Below are 19,006 nucleotides of genomic sequence, written 5' to 3'. Positions count from 1 at the left end.
CTTCGCTGCTGTCACCGGCCTCTTCGCAGCACAAGGCTGCTCCTACACAGTGCGTAAGGTCAGGCCAACTGGTACGTGGTTTTTACCCGTGTGAAGAACTGCCGTGCGTGAGTGCCCTGCTCTCGTGAGCCCAGGCTCGATGCACCATTGCCACCAAATGGCACGTGGTAATCCACGCCCGCCGTGGGCAGGTTGACCATGACCATTCCCGCCGAACTGTTGCGCTTGAAATGCTCGGCATGGCGCAGCGACGTGGTGACGATCCCGGCCGACAAACCAAACACGTTGTCCTCGGCAGCCGCAAACGCCTCGTCGTAGTCACGCACCTTCAGCACACTCAGTACCGGGCCGAAGATTTCTTCGCGGTAGATGCGCATCTGCGGCGTCACGTCGGTGAACAGTGCAGGCGTGAACAGGTATGCCCCAGCCTCGTTGTCGATGCGCTCCCCGCCACACACTAGCTTCGCGCCTTGCTCACGGCCTGAGGCCACGTACGACAGGTTCTGCTCCAACTGCCGGCTATCGACCACGGGGCCTATGTCGGTGGTGGGCTGCAATGCATCGCCCACGTTCAGCGCCCGGGTACGCTCGGCCAGGCGCGCCACGAACGCGTCATGAATACCCGCGGTGACGATCACCCGGGAGCTAGCCGTGCAGCGTTGGCCGGTGCTGTAGAACGAGCCGTTCAATGCCACCTCCACGGCCTGCTCCAGGTCCGCATCGTCCAGCACGATCAATGGGTTTTTGCCGCCCATCTCCAATTGCACTTTCTTCATGCCATCGGCCGCCAGCCTGGCGATCTGCCGACCGGTGTGCTCGGAGCCGGTGAAGCTGATGCCATCGACCAGCGGCGAGCGGATCAGGGTGTCACCGACGCTGCGCCCCGGCCCGATCAGCAGGTTAAACACACCGGCGGGCAAACCTGCCCGTGAGATGATTTCGGCCAGCACCCAGGCCGAGGAGGGCACCAATTCGGCCGGCTTGAACACCACACAGTTGCCGAAACACAGGGCCGGGGCAATCTTCCAGGCCGGGATGGCGATCGGGAAGTTCCACGGCGCGATGATGGCGACCACGCCCAGCGGCTGAGTGAACACGTCGATGCCCACGTCCTGGCGTACAGACTGGTATTTCTCGCCTTCGGCGCGCAGAGCTTCCTGGGCATAGAACTTGAACGAGCGGCCGGCACGGTCGACTTCGCCCAGTGCCTCACGCACCACCTTGCCTTCTTCGCGGGCCAGCAGTGTGGCCAGTTCTTCTCGGCGGGCGAGGATTTCGCTGCCGATGAAGTCCAGCGCATCGGCGCGTTGCTGCGGGTTGCTGCGCGCCCAGGCGGGAGCGGCGCGGCGGGCAGCAAGCAGGGCCTGTTCGGTCAGTGCCTGATCGGCGCGGGCGAAGCGCTCGACCACTTCGCTCGGGTTGGACGGGTTGCGGTTTTCCAGCACATCGTTGCCGCCTGGGGCGACGAAGGCGCCATCGACATAGCTGCTCTTGGTGACCAGGGTCATGCGGTTCGGCTCCTTTTTACGTTGGCTTGGCGGGCGACGAAGTCGCTGATGTTGTCCACGGCGCTGTCCATCAATTGCTGCATGGCATCTTCACTGCTCCAGGCGATGTGTGGGTTGAGCAAGAAATCATCACGCTCGATCAGCTGGAACAGTGGGTTGCTCGGGTGCAGCGGCTCATGTTCGACCACATCCAGCGCCACACCGCCCAGGCGGCCGTCCCGTAGCGCCTGGATCAGCGCGGCTTCGTTGACCACGCCGCCACGGCCGGTATTGACCACCAGGGCGTCGGGCTTCATCAGGGCCAGTTGTTCGGCACCAATGAGGTTGTAGGTGTCGGGCGTCAGCGGGCAGTTGATCGACAGCACGTCGCAGCTGCGCAGCAGTTCGGCCAGCGGTCGGCAGTCCAGTCCCTGGCGCTTGCCGCCCCGGTCTTCGAACAGCACCTGCATGCCAAAAGCCCGCGCCAGGTGCGCCAGGCGCAGGGCGATCGGGCCGCTGCCGATGATTGCCAGTTGCTTGTCGCGCACGTCACGGATGCGGTGGTTGAAGTAGATGTTCTGCTGCGGCTTCTCGCCCGCATGCACTTGGCGCATCAAACGCGTGAACGCGGCCGGGCGGCGGAACAGTTCGAGAATCATCGCCAGGCTGTGCTCGGCCACGGTATTGGCGGCATAGCCCGGCACACTGGCCACTTCGATGCCATGGGTATCGCAGTAATCGACATCGACGATATCGCGGCCGGTGAGGGCCAGCGAAATCATCTTCAGTTTTGGCAACTGGCTCAGGTGTTCCTCACGCAGTGGCACGCTGCAGGTAAAGGCGATGGTTGCGTCTTTGAGGTGTTCGAGCACCTGCTCGGGGTGGGTGTACGCAAACTGCTGCCAGGTGTGCTCGCAGGCCGGGCGCTTAAGGCGGGTGGAGGGCGCCAGGCCCTCGTCGTCGAGCAGTACGATGTGTTCGCTCACGGTCCGTTTCCTTATTTTTTCTGGGCCGGCACGTAGCCGGCCGGGGCCATGGCCACCAGGCGACGGGTGAGGAAACCGGCGTCCTGATCATGGTCTTCGAGGGATTCCTTGCGGACCAGGGCGTCACGCACCATGTGCGCGCCAAAGAAGCGGAACGGCTCTGGTGGCAGCATTTTCATCTTCTGGTGGACCAGGCCGCAGTTGGCCCATTCGTCATTGGCATGCTCGACCAGCGACTTGATGATGCGGCTGGCAAACACGGTGGTGGCCACGCCATTGCCAGAGAAGCCGATGCCGTAACTGATGTTCTGGTGGTGATCGAGGTAGCCGAAGTTCGGCAAGCCCTTCATGGCCCGGTCGATGGGGCCGGTCCAGCTGCTGACGACCGGTACATCGGCAAGTTGCGGGTACAGCCGGCGCAGCTCGGCAGCCACTTTGTCGGCAGCAGGGGAAGGCTTTTCGTAGAGGTTGCCGATGCGTCCGGCATACGCGAACTGGCCCAGCGGCTTGCCGAAGACTACGCGGCCATCAGGGGTGTTGCGCCAGTAGTTGAGCACGGTGCGCGAGTCGGTCATGCATTCGCCGCGGCTGAAACCGATGGCATCGAGCTTGGCCTTGACGGGTGCTGTCGCCACCATGTCGCTGGACATGATCGCGATCATCCGGCGCAACTCCGGGAACTGCGCGCCCCAAGCGTTGAGTGCCAGCACCACGTGCTTGGCCTTCACATGGCCCTTGGCGGTGTGCACCACCGGGTTGGCGCCACGTTGCAGGTGGGTGAATGGCGATTTCTCGAAGATCTGCACACCAAGCTTCAGCGCCACCCGGCGTAGGCCCCGCGCGAGCATGGCGGGCTGCACGGTGGCGGCGTTGGGGTCATAGATGCCACCCAGTACCAGCGGTGAGCCGACGCGCCCGCGAATGGTCTGGCGGTCAAGCTCTTGGAACGGGTTGACGTCTAGCTTTTGCAGGCCATCGGTCAGCACCCGCCAGGAATTCATCTGGCGTTGGTTGGTGGCCGTCCACAACCAGCCATCCTTGCGGTACTGCGCGTCGATGCCGTGTTCCCGGCAGAAGCTGCCGATCTCGTCGATGGCCGACTCTGCGGCCTCGCAGATGCGCCGCGCCTCGACGTCGCCGCAAATGGTCCGCACCGACAGGTACTTGCCCCACCAGTTGGTGGCAACGCCGCCGTTACGTCCGCTTGCGCCTGAACCACAACGGTCGCGTTCGACGATGACGATGGTTTTTTCCGGGTGGGCCTGTTTCAGGCGGATGGCCGACCACAGGCCAAGGAAGCCACCGCCGACAATGCACACGTCGGCTTGAATCGAGTCCTGCAGGGCAGGGGCGAGGTCGCTGTCCAGGTCCAGCGCCTGGGCATACCAGAATCCACGGTACATGAGGGGTGCCTCTGAGCATGTTTGTCTTGTGTACACATGATGCTCAGTGCGGCCGGGGCGCGATATTACAGTCATGACAATTGATAGGACGTGGGCGCGTGCCTGGAGGAGGCGTTCTGAAAACCCTTACATCATGAGGGAATAAAACTGACGGCTTGTTTTCGAGGGTTGCAGTTACTAGCTAGCAGTTCTGAGAGGTCTTTTTTTAGGAGTGATCCATTAGTGTTGCCGCGTTTGAATGGGCTCGCCAAGTTAAAAAGTTGCTCACCCTGCGGGGTGGGCTTGTCCAGTGGTTTATTGCGGCAAGGTTATCTAATGATTCAAAATTTTTCTGAACAGAGTAAGTCTCTCATGAGCAAGTTGAAGGTCGATTCGCTGGCGTCCATGGGCGATCTATCTGTCGAAGAACTGCGTGAGCAATTGGGCGATATGGTTGATATTGACGAAGCTCGCCAGTTGCACGAACAAGTACGCCGGGCACGCAACCGAACCCTGCTCGATGAGAAAAATATCATCATCCGTCATTCTCCGCTTGTGCCGAAGCGTCTCCAGCACGTTAACGATCGGCCGATCGAGCGCCCAGGACGATACTGTGCCCCTGGGAATGTGGCCTCGATGTTTTCGCCGGCGGCTTATCTGGCAGAGCTGTATAAACAGGCGAAGGAGTTGTATCCCGCGAAAAACCCCTGGCATATCGACGAACGCCGCCCCGACCTGCGGCAATTGGTACTTAGCCAGAACAATCTGGACACGCCGATCAGTGCCCTCAGCCTGTCCAATGAGATATTGCTGAGCCGGGCGATTGAGGCGCTTACCCCGCCGGGCAGCCCGGCGTTGAACCATGACCAGCTTCTTGAAACGCTGTCGACCGATGTCGGCAACAGCACTACGCCGTACCATCATCATCACAATCGCCTGCGCCAGGTGTTTGTCCAGAACGATGCGGATTTGTCGCACCTGCTGGCGGCACCCCACTTCACCAAGCATCTGGATGACGCTGCACTGGCCTGCCTTCACTATGATATATCGCCCGCGTTGCGCCGTTTATTGACGGACGACATCAACGAGCAAAATGCTGAAGAGCAGTTTACCAAGTACTTCCCTGGCATGACGCCAACCGCCATGATGCAGCCCGCGCGCTTGCGCAGTTGGTTTGGCCTGACAGATGCTGAACTGCAAGGCTTCATGGGGGAAATGGATAAAGCTGAATACATTGGGCGCACGCTGACGACACGTGCCGATGACGAAATGATCCAGTTGACGTTGAGTGATACGCCTCCCAATATGCGTTATGTTCGACTGTATCCATTGCATAACGACACCTGGCAGTTAGCGTTCAAGTTTCAGATCAATCGCGTTGTTAAATTTGAACTCAGCGGTCCTTTTGAGTTTGAATTGAAAGCGGCAGATTATGGGCTCGACCACTGTGCGCCTGATGTCGAGTATCGCCACAGTTTCGAATGGGCCGACGTGCCGGCCGAGGCCGCGCTCACCGCTAAATGGACGCGGTCCGCTAGCGCTGACCATGAGAGCCGTGAAAGCACGTTAAATGTTACCTGCACGCGGTTGTCGATCGCTGCGTACCTGCTTCAGTTGAACAAAATCGTTCGCCTGTACAAAGTGACCCAGCTGTCCCCACGGGCACTGCAAGACATCATTAATAGCGTCGAGCCAAGCCAGATCACTGACCAGACGCTGGCCATTGTTTTGCGCACCGCCCATTCAGTAAAGCGTTACGGCATCGATCACCAGGACGCGCTGCTCATGGCCAGGGGGTTTATCTCCGAAGCGTCCCACGGCACTGAAAAAAGCCAGTTCGACCGCCTGTTCAATGACCCGCCACTGGTTGCAGGCGGTTTGATCAGAGACAATACGCGGCTGCGCCTGCACCCGGACCATGCCAGCGAGCATGCCGACATCAAGGCAACCCTCAAGCGTGCCTGCCAAACCGATGACGAAGGGCTGTTCGAGCTGGGCCGGCTTATCAGTGGCCTTGCGGATGCCGACGTTGGCATGAATGTCATCATGTCCCATTTGTCCGCGCTGTACACCTTGAGCCTGTGGGCTCGGCATCACGGTCTGACGCTTGCTGAGCTGCGCCAACTGCTGCAGATGATGGGTGCGCCGCATCCGATGCACTCGCTGGACAACAGCGGATGGCAGCTATTGTTGCAGGAGCTGCGCAGCACCACCGACTGGATGGCTACCCGTGGCTGGACCGTTCACGATCTGCAACTGATGACCCGCGCTGTCGAGGCCATCCCAGCCAGTACCGAAGTCGGCAATCTGCTCAACGACATGCGAGCCGCCTTGAGCGCCGCGCAACTACCCGAAGCACCGACAGTGCAGGATCTGCTAGGCGTGCTTTCGCCCTTGACCGCCTCCACGTTCAACCTCAGTGGTGATGCGTTGGCGCAAGCATTGTTGAACTGGGTAAACCGTGCCGAGCCGAGTGGGCTCACGCTGCAGCAGGCCTGCGAACGCCTGCGCAAGGCCGACCCTTCGGCCCCGCATGAACGTGTCTTGGTCGACTTTGCCTACACCCTCGCGCAAATGACACTCATCGCGCATGGATGCGGCGTCACAGGCGATGCGCTGCGCCTGTTGGTGGAAAAGCCACAGTTGCTGGCAGCCAACGCCGGGCATAGTGGCACCGCTGGCTTGCTGCGGGATGTCCAGACCCTCATGGCGCTCGGCAACTTCAGTGACTGGCTAAGCACGCTAGCGGACCCGTCAGGCGCAGGCGGCGCACTGCTGGCGGCACTTGGTGAAGGTGCAGGCGTATCGTTGTCCCAGCTTTCTATGACTACCGGTGTTGCTCAAGCGACGTTGGCGCAGGCGGCTGTGCATGCACATGACCAAGACGAGCTGAAAGAGCCGACAAAGGTCCACAGCTGGCAGGAAATCGAACTGCTGATGCAGTGGGCGAAACTGGCCGAAGCCTATGCCGTGATGCCAGACACGCTGGCAAAATTACTGGCCCAGGACGACGAGTGGGCCGCATGGCGGCAGATGGCAGACGCTTTTCATGCAGGCTTGAAACCGTCGCAGGTCACGGCGGCCCATGCCGCCACGGAACGGCCGCTTAGCCTGGCGCTGACCGGCGTGCTGGGCGCGAAACAGAACTTCTCTGTCGAAGCGCTGAACAAGCACCTGTTGATCGACGTGCTGAACGCCGAACAGGTGATAAGCAGCCGTATCGCCGAAGCGATGTCGGCCCTGCAGCAGTTCATCCACTGCACCCTGTCGACGCCAGAAGACCCGGCCAACGTGCGCCATGTTGTGCTGGGTCGCCAGTTTTTCAAGGACTGGACGCGTTGGAACGCTAGCTATGCCAACTGGGCTGCAGGGCAAATGCTGATGTACTACCCAGAAAACTACATCGACCCGACGGTACGCCTGGGGCAAACCCCGGCAATGGACGACATGCTGCAAACGCTGGGGCAGGCGCAGGTCAATGACGATACAGTGGGCGATGCCTTCCAGGGCTACCTGAGTGCGTTCGAGGAAGTGGCCAACCTGGAGACCATCAGTGGCTATCACGACAACCGCGAAGCCGACACGGGCAAATCCTGGTTTATCGGGCGTAGCCGCAGCCAGCCTCACCAGTACTGGTGGCGCACGGTAGACGAAGCCAAGCGTGCCCCAGAAGGCGTGCTGCCAGCCAATGCCTGGACCGCCTGGACAAAAATCGAACTGGCCCCGCAAGTGCAAGGGCGCCTGATTCGGCCTGTGGTGTTCCGCGGGCGTTTGCACCTGGGCTGGGTGGAGCGCCAGGAGCACATCATCACCCGTGATGACAAAGGGCAGCCAGAACTGCGTGAGTGGAACTGGACGTTCAAGCTGGCCTGGCTGCGTTATGACGGCAAGTGGAGCGTGCCCATCGAGTACCCGCTCGTGGTCGATATTGGCAAAGATACAGTTCTGGAAGACCTCTCGTTGTTTCTTGCCGCCTGGCCGCAACGTGATGGGCTGCTGGCAGCCATCTATGATCGGGCTGCAGAGAAAGTTAGCGAAGCTTCTACTGTTACCGGCTTGGAGATTTCCGAGAACTTCAGCAGCTGCCCGCTGGGCAGTGTCGAACTGTTCCTGGGGCCGGTGCAGCACTGGCTGGATACCACCCTTGATACCGGCATGTGCGCGGTTTTCGAAGGGCTGGAGTTACCAAGTGCGGAAAATCGCATGCCGGTCAGTGCCGGGAGTGGTACGCCCATCGGTTTTACGCAATTTGATGCAAGGCTCGATGAAGCCAAGGTTATCGGTGGTGAAGGGGAGATTGGGAACACTTACAGCCTGTATTTTCGCAGCCAGTTGTCGGTAACGTCAAAGCGGCCACCCATTGAAAATAAATGGGTTGAGGTACTCCTTGCGCAATACCCTGAATTGGGCGCAGAAACAAATCAAATACGCGGCCTGATACGCAGTAATGAGGGTGCATTGCTGACGCGTCATGAAAATGGCTGGTTTGTGGGGTATCTGGTCATCAGTGAGTCACAAATGAGTGCCTACTTCGGGCATAACAGTAGCTCTATCACACGCGTCGCTAACGATGTGCGCTTGCTTTATTGGACTGGTTTGAAGAGGGTTGAGAGCAGTGCCGGGAACGCAGTGGTCGCACGCGTCACTATTACGCAAGAGGGTCAGTTAAGGCGCATGAGTCTCTACTTTAATGAGGACTCGAGCTCAAATCCTACACCCAGAAATGTACTTGGGGTTTTGGGCTACCCATATGACCAACATGACGACACCCTCTACCCTCAGGATTACCTGAACCTGCTTGGCAAAGTTCGTGCTGAGGAAGTGTTGTGCCGCATCTACAGCGTCGATGGCACGCGCTGGAAAACCGTAAAGGCCAACCAGGAGTACGATCTGTCACAAGGGCCGGCGCAGGTACAGTTGAACACCACCGCACCTATGGGTGACACCAGCGAGTGGGAGGGTGGCAGCGAAGCCCTGCACCGCATCGAGTTCCAGTTCGGCAACGGCAACACCCGCAACTACACTCTCAAGGTTTACAAAGATGCCGATGTACTCAAGACCGCCATCATCGGTGCCACTGATCAAGGCGCTCAGTATCTGGCGCACAGAGGGCAGGTAACCCGCCTCAACACCCTGTTCGCTCGAGATCTGACAGTAAAGGCGGTGTCGGGGATCGACGCTATCCTGAACTACGACACCCAGCACATACCTGAGCCAAAACTTGGCGTCGTTGTGCGTCTGACACTTCCGGTGTACAAGGAAACGTATCACGGCACAGAGCGCTGGGCCGAAGTCTGGCTTGCTACCGACAAAGAGGCGCGCACCTTGCTTTGGAGGGGCCAGCTCAGCGACAACACCAAGGTGCTCGCCAGCATGTTGTTCGAGTCGGATCAGAGCTATGTCGGGCAACAGTCCTACCACTTGGAGACGAAATACAGCGCTAAACACAACAAGGCCATATCAGGCCTTAGCATCATGATCTCAAGCGAGACCCTGGCAATCCAGCGTGACTCTGATGCGGCATCTACCGGCCAAGTGCTGCTCAAGGACAATGTGGACAGTGTGCAGGTATTTGGCAGGAACGACACTGAAAGCATGGACTTCACCGGCGCCAATGCCCTGTATTTCTGGGAGTTGTTCTACTACACCCCAATGTTGGTCATGCAGCGCTTTCTTCAGGAAGAACGCTTTGACCTTGCCGAACAGTGGCTGAAGTACGTGTTCAACCCGGCTGGCTACTCAGTATCCGGCGTAGGCACACAGCGGATGTGGAATGTACGGCCGCTGGAAGAAGACACCAGCTGGAACGACGACCCCCTGAAGTCGGTCGACCCGGATGCCGTGGCGCAGAACGACCCGATGCACTACAAGTACAACGTCTTCATGCGCCTGCTGGACATTTGCATCGGCCGCGGCGATGCCGCCTACCGCAGGCTGCAGCGCGACACCCTCAGCGAAGCCAGCGTCTGGTATCAGCGCGCGGTGAGCCTGCTGGGCGACGCCCCCTGGGCACCGCCGGCAACGGGCTGGAACGAACCCGTGCTGGGGCAGGCCGCAGCGCCCGGCGAAAGCCCGTTTCTGCCAGAGGTTAACCGGACTATGCTCGGTTACTGGGAGGCGCTGCGCATTCGACAGTACAACCTGCGCCACAACCTGACCCTCGATGGCCAGCCGCTAAGCTTGCCGCTCTACGCCACACCGGCCGATCCCAAGGCGTTGCTGGCCGCGGCAGTGGCAGCAGAGGCCAGTGGCGAACGTGGCCTGACGGAAGTCAACGACGTGCCGGCGCTGCGCTTCACCGTGTTGCTCGACGGTGCCCGCAGCATGGCCGCCCAGCTGATTCATTTTGGCAGCGAGATGCAATGGATTCTCGAGCGCCAGGATGCCGAGGCGTTGGCAGGCTTGCTGGCCAGCCAAGGTGCGGAGCTTGCCGAGAGCAATGTGGCGCTGTTCAAGCACACCCTCAAGGAGCTGGCAGCCGACCGCGTGACCTTGCAAAGCTCGCTGGTGGCGGCCACGGCCAGTCGGAATCACTACCTGAACCTCTACCAAAGGAACATCTCTGATCGCGAGCACCTTGCGCTGAAGTTGCGAACCGAGTCTGAACAGGCAGGTGCGGCTGAATCTGCCCTCATGGCAGGGGCTTCGATCATTGCCGCCTTCCCCAAGATCTTTGGTTTCTCCAACGGTGGCGGTAAACCGGAAGATGTATTGAAAGCCGTTGCCTACGGCTTTGGCGCGCGCTCGAAAGTGTATGGGATCAAGGCATCGCGCCTTAGCCAAGAGGAGGTCTTCGCGCGCCGCCGTGCTGAGTGGAAGTTCCAGTATGAGTCGGCAGAGAAACAGATGGCGACCGTACAGGCTCAACTTGATGCCCTTACAGTACGTGAAACCTCCGCCCAGATGCACATTGCCCACTTGAACACCCAAGCTGCCCATTCACAGGCCCAGCTTGCCTTGTACCAAGGCAAGTACACTGGGAAGGCCATGTACAGCTGGCTGCGCGCACGCCTGGCGAGCATTTTCTACACCTATTACGACCTCACTGTGTCGCGCTGCTTGATGGCACAAAAGGCCCTGCAGTGGGAAAAAGGCGACACGGATGTGTACCTGCGCACCGGCACCTGGAACAGCGCCTGGTCGGGTTTGCTGTGTGGTGAGGGGCTGATGCTGGCACTGGGGCAGATGGAAACGGCCTGGGTCAAATGGCAGAAGCGCGAGCTTGAGGTTACGCGCACGGTATCACTGGCCAGGCTCTTCGACGGCAAGCTCAGCTCGCAAGGCCAACCCGTCACCTTGGGTGAGGCGGTCAAGGTGCTGCTTGACGGTAAAACAGTTGAGGTCGATGACCAGCTTGAACACAGCAGCCTGGCACTGGCGGCGAACGGCATGCTGTCGGTGCAGTTCGGCCTTAAAGCGTTGAACCTGGCAGCAGGCTTCGAAACTGCAGCTTCGCGACGTATCCGCAGTATTGCGGTCTCTCTGCCGGCCTTGCTGGGCCCCTATCAAGATGTGCATGCACGGCTGCTGACCAGTGCCCAAGGCCTGCCTGCGGGCTGCGAGCAAATGAACGTTTCCCATGCCATGCAGGACAACGGCCAGTTCAGCCAGCTCAATGGTTACCCGGCATTTCGCCCAGGTAACCAGTTGCTGCCGTTCGAAGGGCTGCACATCGCCAAGGCGGATGATCGCGACGACCAGACCCAGATGTCGTTGAACTTCGCCCAGGCCCAGGGCGATCAGCGGGCACTGCTGGAACGTCTCAACGACATCATTCTGCACGTGCAGTTCACCGTCCGCTAAGGAGCAGGGGAGGGTACCCAGGTGCCCTCCCGCTGAGGCCGACTTCCTATTCCCGACCCTTACGCCCAGGCGCGGGGGTCGTCAAGGAGCAACATCATGAATGATATGTCTGTCACCCCTTCGGGTGCCGGTGGTGAACCTGTGTTCAGCCCCCCCTCGCTGCCGAAGGGCGGCGGTACGGTTTCGGCGGGCGGAGGCATGCTGTCAGTCGGCAGCGCCGACGGCGCCGCAGGTTGGTCGCTGCCTTTACCATTGCCGGTCGGCCGCGCGTTGTCGCCGTCGTTGAGCCTGGCCTACCGTTCTTCGGCAGGTAATGGCGCCTTCGGTGCTGGCTGGCAGTGTAGCCCGCCCACTGTCTGCCGCCTGGACCGCCTTGGTGTCCCGCGTTACACCCTCAGTGACCGTTGGCAGGGTCCCGATGGCGAGGAAATCCTGCTCGACCGCGGTGCGCCGCGCACTGTCGCCAGTTTGCCGTTTTCCGATACCCCCGCTGCTCACACGGTAACCGCCTGGGTGCAGCGCAGTGGCGGCCGCGACCAGCGCCTGGAGCATTGGCAAGCGCAAGAAAGCCCCGACTCGCCGGGCTTCTGGCTGCAATACCATGCCGACGGCAGCATCACCTTGTTTGGCTGGTCGGCCTCAGCTCGCCTGGCCAAGCCCGGCAAACCGGCAGAGGTCGCCTGCTGGTATGCCGAAGAGACTGTCAGTGCCACGGGTGAGCATGTGGTCTACACCTACCGCAGCGAAGACCAGGCGGGGTGTGATGCGCACGAACTGGCCATGCACCCGCAGGTTGCCAACACCTACCTGGTTGCCGTCCACGCCATGAATGCAACCCCAAGCGCAGCGCTGCTGATACCGCAGCAGGCCTTTCGCCCAGACGATTTCATGACCGTGATGCAGCTGGATTACGGCGAGCACGGCGTGGATGTGAACACCCCACCGGCGTTCGAGGTGGAGGCACCCTGGCCGGTGCGCGAGGACTGCTTTTCGTACTGGCGCTGGGGCTTCGATAAACGGGTGCGGCGGCTTTGCCACGAGGTACTGCTGTGGCACCGTACGCGCATGATGGCCGGGAACGCTGACCCAAGCCCGCAACTGGTTTCGCGCTTGCACCTGGGGTATGACACATCGGGCGTCGCCTCGGTGCTGGTCGCCGCGCAACAGATCGCTTACGAAACCGATGGCACGCCGTTGTTGCTGCCGCCGGTGGAATTCGAGCTGAGTCGCCCAGGGCGTGAGCACTCAGACTGGGAGGCATTGCCCGACCTCGATGGCTTCAGTGCACCGCACTGGCAGATGGTAGATCTACACGGTGAGGGGCTGCCGGGTTTGCTGTTCCAGGATGCAGGTGCCTGGTGGTATCGCGCGCCAGAACGCAACAGTGACCTGGGTGGCGATGCCATCACGTGGGGCGAGTCACAGGTATTACCGGGAGCGCCGCGCCCAGGCACAGGAATGCTGGCCGACCTCGAGGGTGACGGTCAGCCACAATGGCTGGTCAACCTGCCGGGTGTTCGCGGCAGCTTCACCCTGACGCCGGATGGGCAATGGTGTGACTTCATTGCCGCCGACGCCATGCCCAGCGAGCTGGCCCATGGGGATGCGCAACTGGTCGACTTCAGCGGTGGCGGGCAGCAGGACCTGGTGATGATCGGGCCACGTAGCGTGCGCTTGTCTGCCAGGGTGCGTGGTGCCGGCTGGCAGCCTGCCAGCGACATCGTGCCAGGCCCCGCGCTGCCATTGCCTGGCGGCGAGCACCGGCTGGTGGCATTCGCCGATCTTGCGGGCACAGGTTTGCAGCAATTGATCGAGGTTACGGCCGAGGGCGTCACCTATTGGCCGATGCTTGGCCACGGTCGTTTTGCCAACCCTGTGCAGATGTCGGGTTTTGCCATCGAACACTTCAACGCCGCGCGGGTATTGCTTGGCGATACCGATGGCAGTGGTACTACCGATATCCTTTATGTAGACGCCGACCGCGTCCGGGTATTCGTCAGCCAAAACGGCAATCGCTTCGTCGAAAGCCATTGCGTGCCGGCGCCAGAGGGGGTTGTGCTCGATGCCAGCTGCAAGCTGCAACTGGTCGATTTGCGCGGGCAGGGTTGTGCAGAGCTGGTGCTGACTGTGCCACACATCTCTCCACGTAGCTGGGCGTACCGCTTCAACGACCGACGCCCCTGGTTGCTGGCCGAGGTGTGCAGCAACACCGGTGGTCGTACGCTGTTCGACTACCGCAGTTCTGCGCAGAGTTGGCTGGATGAAAAGCGTGTTCTGCAAGGGGAAGGTAAGACGGCGATCAGTCGCTTGCCGTTCCCGGTTCACACCTTGGCCCAGGTGACCCTTGTGGACGACATCAGTGGCCTGCGTACTGTCAGTGGCATGCGCTATCAGAGCCCGGTCTGGGACCCAGTCGAGCGCGAGTTTCGCGGTTTCAGGCAGTTGATCCAGACCGACACCCTGAGCGACGCCCAGGGCACGGCCGCCGAGCGTTCGCCGCCGGCGCAAATACGCCAGTGGTTCCTCAGTGGCATCGAAGACCTGGATAGCATCGCGCCACAGGGCTTTGATGGGCAGGGCAGCGCAGAGGCGGACTTTCCCTTGCAACCGGTGCGCTTCACTCGCCTTGAAGGTGACTGCGATGTGCCCTACTCGCCGCAAGGTGCAGCCCGGCGTTGGCTGCTTTGTGCCTTGAAAGGGGCGCAAGTGCGCAGTGAAACCTACGGCCTTGACGGCACTGAACACGCGGGGCTGCCGTACAGCATCACCCGTCAGCGCTGGCAAGTGCGGGTTTACGAGACCGCGCACGCCGACCGGCCCGCCGCCTTGGTAACGCCAGTAGAGACCCTGGCCTTCACCACCGAGCGCATTGTCCAGGACCCGGTTATCACGCAGACACTGGTGATTGGCCAGGACAAGTACGGCCATGTCCTGCAGCAGGTGCAGGTGCATTACCCGCGCCGGGTTACAGTCTCCCCATCGCCTTATCCAGCCTTGCTGCCAGCCGGTTTGCTGGACGATGCGCGCGACCCTCAGCAGGACATGGCCTGGCTTGAGCACGCGCGTCATGGGGTACGCAACCTGGAGGACGGCCATGATTACGTGTCCGGGCTGATCGAAGCGACCCGTACCGATGTGCTGGCGCTGTCAGCGCACGCGCTGCCACAGGGCGGCTTCAGCGTGGAGCATCTGCTGGCACCCGACGGCCCGTTGGAGGGCCTGGATGCTGCCACGCTGTCGGGCTACCAGCGCAAGCAATGGTGCGATGCCCAGGGGCAACTGACCACGGCGCCAACCCGCCAGGCGCTGGTGGCCTACCGCGAAATCGCCATGCTCGAACACGCCACCCTGGCTGCGCTCGAGACAACGCTGTTGCCGCACGAGCTGGCACAGTGGCAGGCCAATGGCGGCTATCACCTCATCGCCTTGGCCGAGGACGGCAAGCGGGTGTACGTCAGCCGCCACGACTTGATCAGGCACCAGGGTGCGCCACTGTTTTATCGGCAGGCCACGCTGCGTGCCAGCGAGCTGCTTGGCGAGCAGCGTGTTGACTGGAGCCCACACGCCCTGCAAGTGCTGAAGATAACCGACGCCGCTGGCCTGGAAACCGGCTTCGAGTATGACTGGCGTTTCCTCACGCCTGTAGCCATGACCGATGCCAACGACAACCAGCACCAGGTCAGCCTCGATGCCTTGGGGCGAGTGACACAAACCCGCTTTTACGGCACGGAACAGGGCCAGTCGGCCGGCTATAGCAGCAAGGCATTCACGCTGCCGGCAACGGTCGAGGGCATCCTGGCACTCGAAGGAGGCGAGGTACCCGTGGCCACGGCGCACCGGGTAGTGACCGACAGCTGGATGCCCTTGGCACGTGACAGCCAAGGGCGTCCTCTGGCTACCCGCATGGGCGAGCTGGCGCTGCGTCGCCTGCTCAAGGCCAAAGGCCTGCCCGCTGTGGACGACAGCGAAAGCCGCCAGCCGCCACATATCATCAGCCTGCAGACCGACCGCTACGACGGCGACCCTGCGCAGCAGCTGCGCGTAAACGTGGCGCACAGCAATGGCGCCGGCCGCCTGTTGCAGACCGCCGTGCTGAGTGCGCCCGGCGATGCGTGGGTGCGTACCGCCGCAGGCAGCCTCGAGCGCGATGCCAACGGTGCTGCACGCGTGCAGCCCGCAGCGCGGCGCTGGGCGGTGACAGGTAAGACCGAGTACGACAACAAAGGCCAGCCCGTGCGCACCTGGTTGCCGTACTACCTCGATGACTGGCGCCCTGTAAGCGATGACAGCGACCACCCCGGGCTGTATGCCGATACCCAGCTGTATGACGCCATGGGGCGCGTTTACCGCGTCCTCACCGCTGCGGGCTGGGAACGGCGTACCGAGTACTACCCCTGGTTCACGGTAGCGCAGGACGAGAACGACACGGCCTGAACGCGACCCTGATGGCGCGCGCTACCTGGCGCACGCCATGCCACTCAACCCAATGCAGAATTCAAGAACAGGAGGCACGCGATGCCTGCTCTTTCGGACAACGCTGTCCATCGCAATACCCCTACCGTCACGGTCGTGGACAACCGCGGCCTGGTGGCCCGGACCATCCACTACCATCGCCACCCGGACACGCCGACCCTGACGCAACCTCGGATTACGCGCCAGCAGCATGACGCCAAGGGTTTCATGACCCACAGTTGCGACCCGCGCCTGCACGCCAGCGGCCGGGGTAACTTTGCCTGGCTGACCGACCTGGCCGGCACCCCGGTGTGCACCCAAAGCGCCGACGCCGGCGTGTCGATCAACCTGAGCGATGCAGCGGGGCGCCCGTTGCTTGCCGTGTCGCGAATCGCGCTTGATGAGCGCGGCGAGCACGTGCGCAGTGAAGCGGTCACCCGCACTTGGCACTACGAGAACGCCACCCTGCCTGGGCGCCTCGTGGGCATTAGCGAACAGGTCAATGGCCACGCGGCTTGTCGGCTGGAGCGGGTGGTATATGCCGGCAACAGCGCCGCAGAAAAAGCCCACAATCTGGCGGGCCAGGCGAGCCGGCACTACCACACCGCCGGTGTGCTGCAGACCCATGGCGTTGGCTTGACCGGTGTACCCCTAGCGACCACGCAGCGTTTGCTGGTGGATGCCGATAACCCGCAGGTGGAGGCGGATTGGCAAAGTGAACAGCCTGCCGATTGGGAGGCCCAACTGCAGCCGGAAAGCGAAGCCAGCACCACGCTGAGCACGGTGGATGCGACCGGTGCACCCTTGACCACGCGTGATGCCGCAGGCCATCTGCGTCGCCAGGCTTACGACGTGGCGGGCCTGCTCACGCAGCGTTGGCTGACGCTCGAGGGCGGCCCTGAGCAGGTCATTCTCAACGCCTTGAGCTATTCGGCGGCTGGGCAAAAGCTGCGCGAGGAGCACGGTAACGGCTTGGTCACCCAATACTGCTACGAACCGCGCACACAGTTGCTGGCAGAAGTACGCACCGAGCGCCCGACAGGGCACGCGCAAGGGGCCAAGGTGCTGCAAGATCTGCGCTACGCTTACGACCCGGTGGGCAATGTGCTCAGTGTGCGCAACGACGCCGAAGAAACCCGCTTCTGGCGCAATCAGAAAGTCGAACCGCTAAGCACCTATGTCTATGACAGCCTGTACCGGCTGGCCAGCGCCACCGGGCGCGAGATGGCCAATGCCGGCCAGCAGGGCGTCAATCTGCCGGATATGGCGATCTTCGATAACGTCACCTACAGCTGCTACAACCGCACCTATACCTACGACATGGCGGGCAACCTGACCCGCATCCGCCACAGCGCGCCCGCCACCAACCACAGCTACACCACCGATATCACCGTCAGCGACCGCAGCAACCGGGCCGTGGACAGCGCGCTAACCCAGGACCCGACCGCCGTCGAGGCGTTGTTCAACGCCAGTGGCCAGCAAAAGGCGTTGTTGCCGGGCCAGCAACTGAGCTGGACACCGCGCGGTGAGTTGCACGCCGTTACCCAGGTCATGCGCGAAGGGGCGGCGGACGATGGCGAAAGTTATCGCTATGACATTGGCAACCAACGCGTGCTCAAGGTCAGTACCCAAAAGACCGCGGCCCACATGCGCACGCAACGTGTGCAGTACCTGCCAGGCCTGGAGCTGCGCAGTACAACCCAGGGCGGCTCGCTGACCGAGCAACTGCAGGTGGTGCTGGTGGGCGACGCTGGGCACGCCCAGGTGCGGGCCTTGCACTGGGCTGCAGGCAAACCCCCAGAACTTGCCAACGCGCAATTGCGTTACAGCTATGCCGACCAACTGGGCAGCGGTTGCCTGGAGGTCGATGGCAGTGGTGCGGTGATTAGTCGAGAGGAGTACTACCCGTACGGCGGCACGGCGGTATGGGCCGCTCGCAGTGAAGTGCAGGGGCGCTACAAGTTTGTTCGTTATTCGGGCAAGGAGCGCGATGCGACAGGGCTGTACTACTACGGGTATCGCTATTACCAGCCTTGGCTGGGGCGGTGGTTGAGTGCGGACCCGGCAGGTACGGTGGATGGCTTGAACTTGTACGCGATGGTGCGTAACAACCCGATGACATTGGTTGATGAGTTGGGGTTGAGGGGCAAAGGGAAAAAGAACAAGGGCGGGGGGAACAGCTCCGGAGCACAAGGCACGTCGGTTGCCAGCGGGGCCGGTGACGCTGCTAATGACCCAGTCGCATCAACTTCAGCTTCTGCAGGGGCGAGCCGAGATGGTGCTGGTCTGCTCGCTTCATCCTCTCAATTAGAGCCCTCTGCAGCAGATACCCAAGACGACGATGGCTGGTCGCAAGCTCCTAGTCCTAAGAGTAAGCAGGCAAGCAGGTCGCCGAAGAAAGAATCCGTGGCAGTCAGGGAGGCTGGCAAAACAGATAGTCCAGTGTATGAGAAGTTGAAACGATATCTACCGACAGACAGGCAATCGGGTTATGGTGTTATGGCTATTGGCCAAAGGCCAAAGAGTGATGGTACGAAGCAAGAATATTTCTTCTTGGAAAGAGGTACAGAATCTCGGGGCTTCAAGCATGTGACCACTCGGCACCGTGCCGACTTCGCTGATCAGGGCATAACGAGGGATAAGGACATCGCTGATTTGGTGATGGCCGCCTTGGCCCATGGCAAAGTAATAGGCATTCAAAACCCCCGGCCACTCATGGGTAAACGTCCAATTTACGAGGTCACTTTCAACAACGAACAGCACTTCGTTGCAGTACAACTTTCAACTGACGGCTACGATAAAGCAGAGAGCGTGATAGGCGCTAACCCTAGTGAGAAGCACTACTCCGCCAGAAATGCTGTTGCGAGGTCACGTAAAAAGTAACCCGTGTCGGAAA

6 protein-coding genes are annotated in these 19,006 nt (G+C 61.2%); 3 read left to right on the top strand and 3 right to left on the bottom strand.

Features of this window, described 5'->3' with window-relative positions; translation table 11 throughout:
- Nucleotides 1-59 precede the first annotated feature (59 nt).
- From HU750_RS11980 to HU750_RS11970, 3 genes are read right to left on the bottom strand one after another with little or no spacing between them, the layout of a single operon-like run.
- Nucleotides 60-1,508, bottom strand: coding sequence for an aldehyde dehydrogenase family protein (locus tag HU750_RS11980; protein ID WP_186679781.1), 1,449 nt, complete (start codon nucleotides 1,506-1,508; stop codon nucleotides 60-62).
- Nucleotides 1,505-2,473 carry an NAD(P)-dependent oxidoreductase gene (locus HU750_RS11975; protein ID WP_186679779.1) on the bottom strand — a complete coding sequence of 323 codons (969 nt, stop codon included), beginning with the start codon at nucleotides 2,471-2,473 and terminating at the stop codon, nucleotides 1,505-1,507. Before HU750_RS11975 ends, HU750_RS11980 begins: the two co-directional genes overlap by 4 nt.
- 11 nt (nucleotides 2,474-2,484) lie before the next feature.
- Complete coding sequence (locus HU750_RS11970) at nucleotides 2,485-3,876, bottom strand: NAD(P)/FAD-dependent oxidoreductase (protein WP_186679777.1); 1,392 nt, start codon at nucleotides 3,874-3,876, stop codon at nucleotides 2,485-2,487.
- 222 nt (nucleotides 3,877-4,098) lie between these two features.
- Between HU750_RS11970 and HU750_RS11965 the strand changes: the two genes are divergently transcribed.
- The 3 genes from HU750_RS11965 to HU750_RS11955 all read left to right on the top strand — a co-directional run bounded on the left by HU750_RS11965 (nucleotide 4,099) and on the right by HU750_RS11955 (nucleotide 18,993).
- Entirely contained in the window at nucleotides 4,099-11,658 is a 7,560-nt protein-coding gene (locus tag HU750_RS11965; RefSeq protein ID WP_186679773.1) for a Tc toxin subunit A-related protein, read from the top strand.
- Between the two features lie 96 nt (nucleotides 11,659-11,754).
- Nucleotides 11,755-16,092, top strand: coding sequence for a SpvB/TcaC N-terminal domain-containing protein (locus HU750_RS11960; RefSeq protein WP_186679770.1), 4,338 nt, complete (start codon nucleotides 11,755-11,757; stop codon nucleotides 16,090-16,092).
- Between the two features lie 135 nt (nucleotides 16,093-16,227).
- Nucleotides 16,228-18,993: an RHS repeat-associated core domain-containing protein gene (locus tag HU750_RS11955; protein ID WP_346010843.1), complete on the top strand. Its 2,766-nt coding sequence runs from the start codon at nucleotides 16,228-16,230 to the stop codon at nucleotides 18,991-18,993.
- Nucleotides 18,994-19,006: the final 13 nt, after the last annotated feature.

It is taken from the genome of Pseudomonas sp. SWRI50, assembly GCF_014269095.1.
Taxonomy (GTDB): Bacteria; Pseudomonadota; Gammaproteobacteria; order Pseudomonadales; family Pseudomonadaceae; genus Aquipseudomonas; species Aquipseudomonas kermanshahensis.
This window is presented reverse-complemented; position numbering and strand designations above follow the sequence as displayed.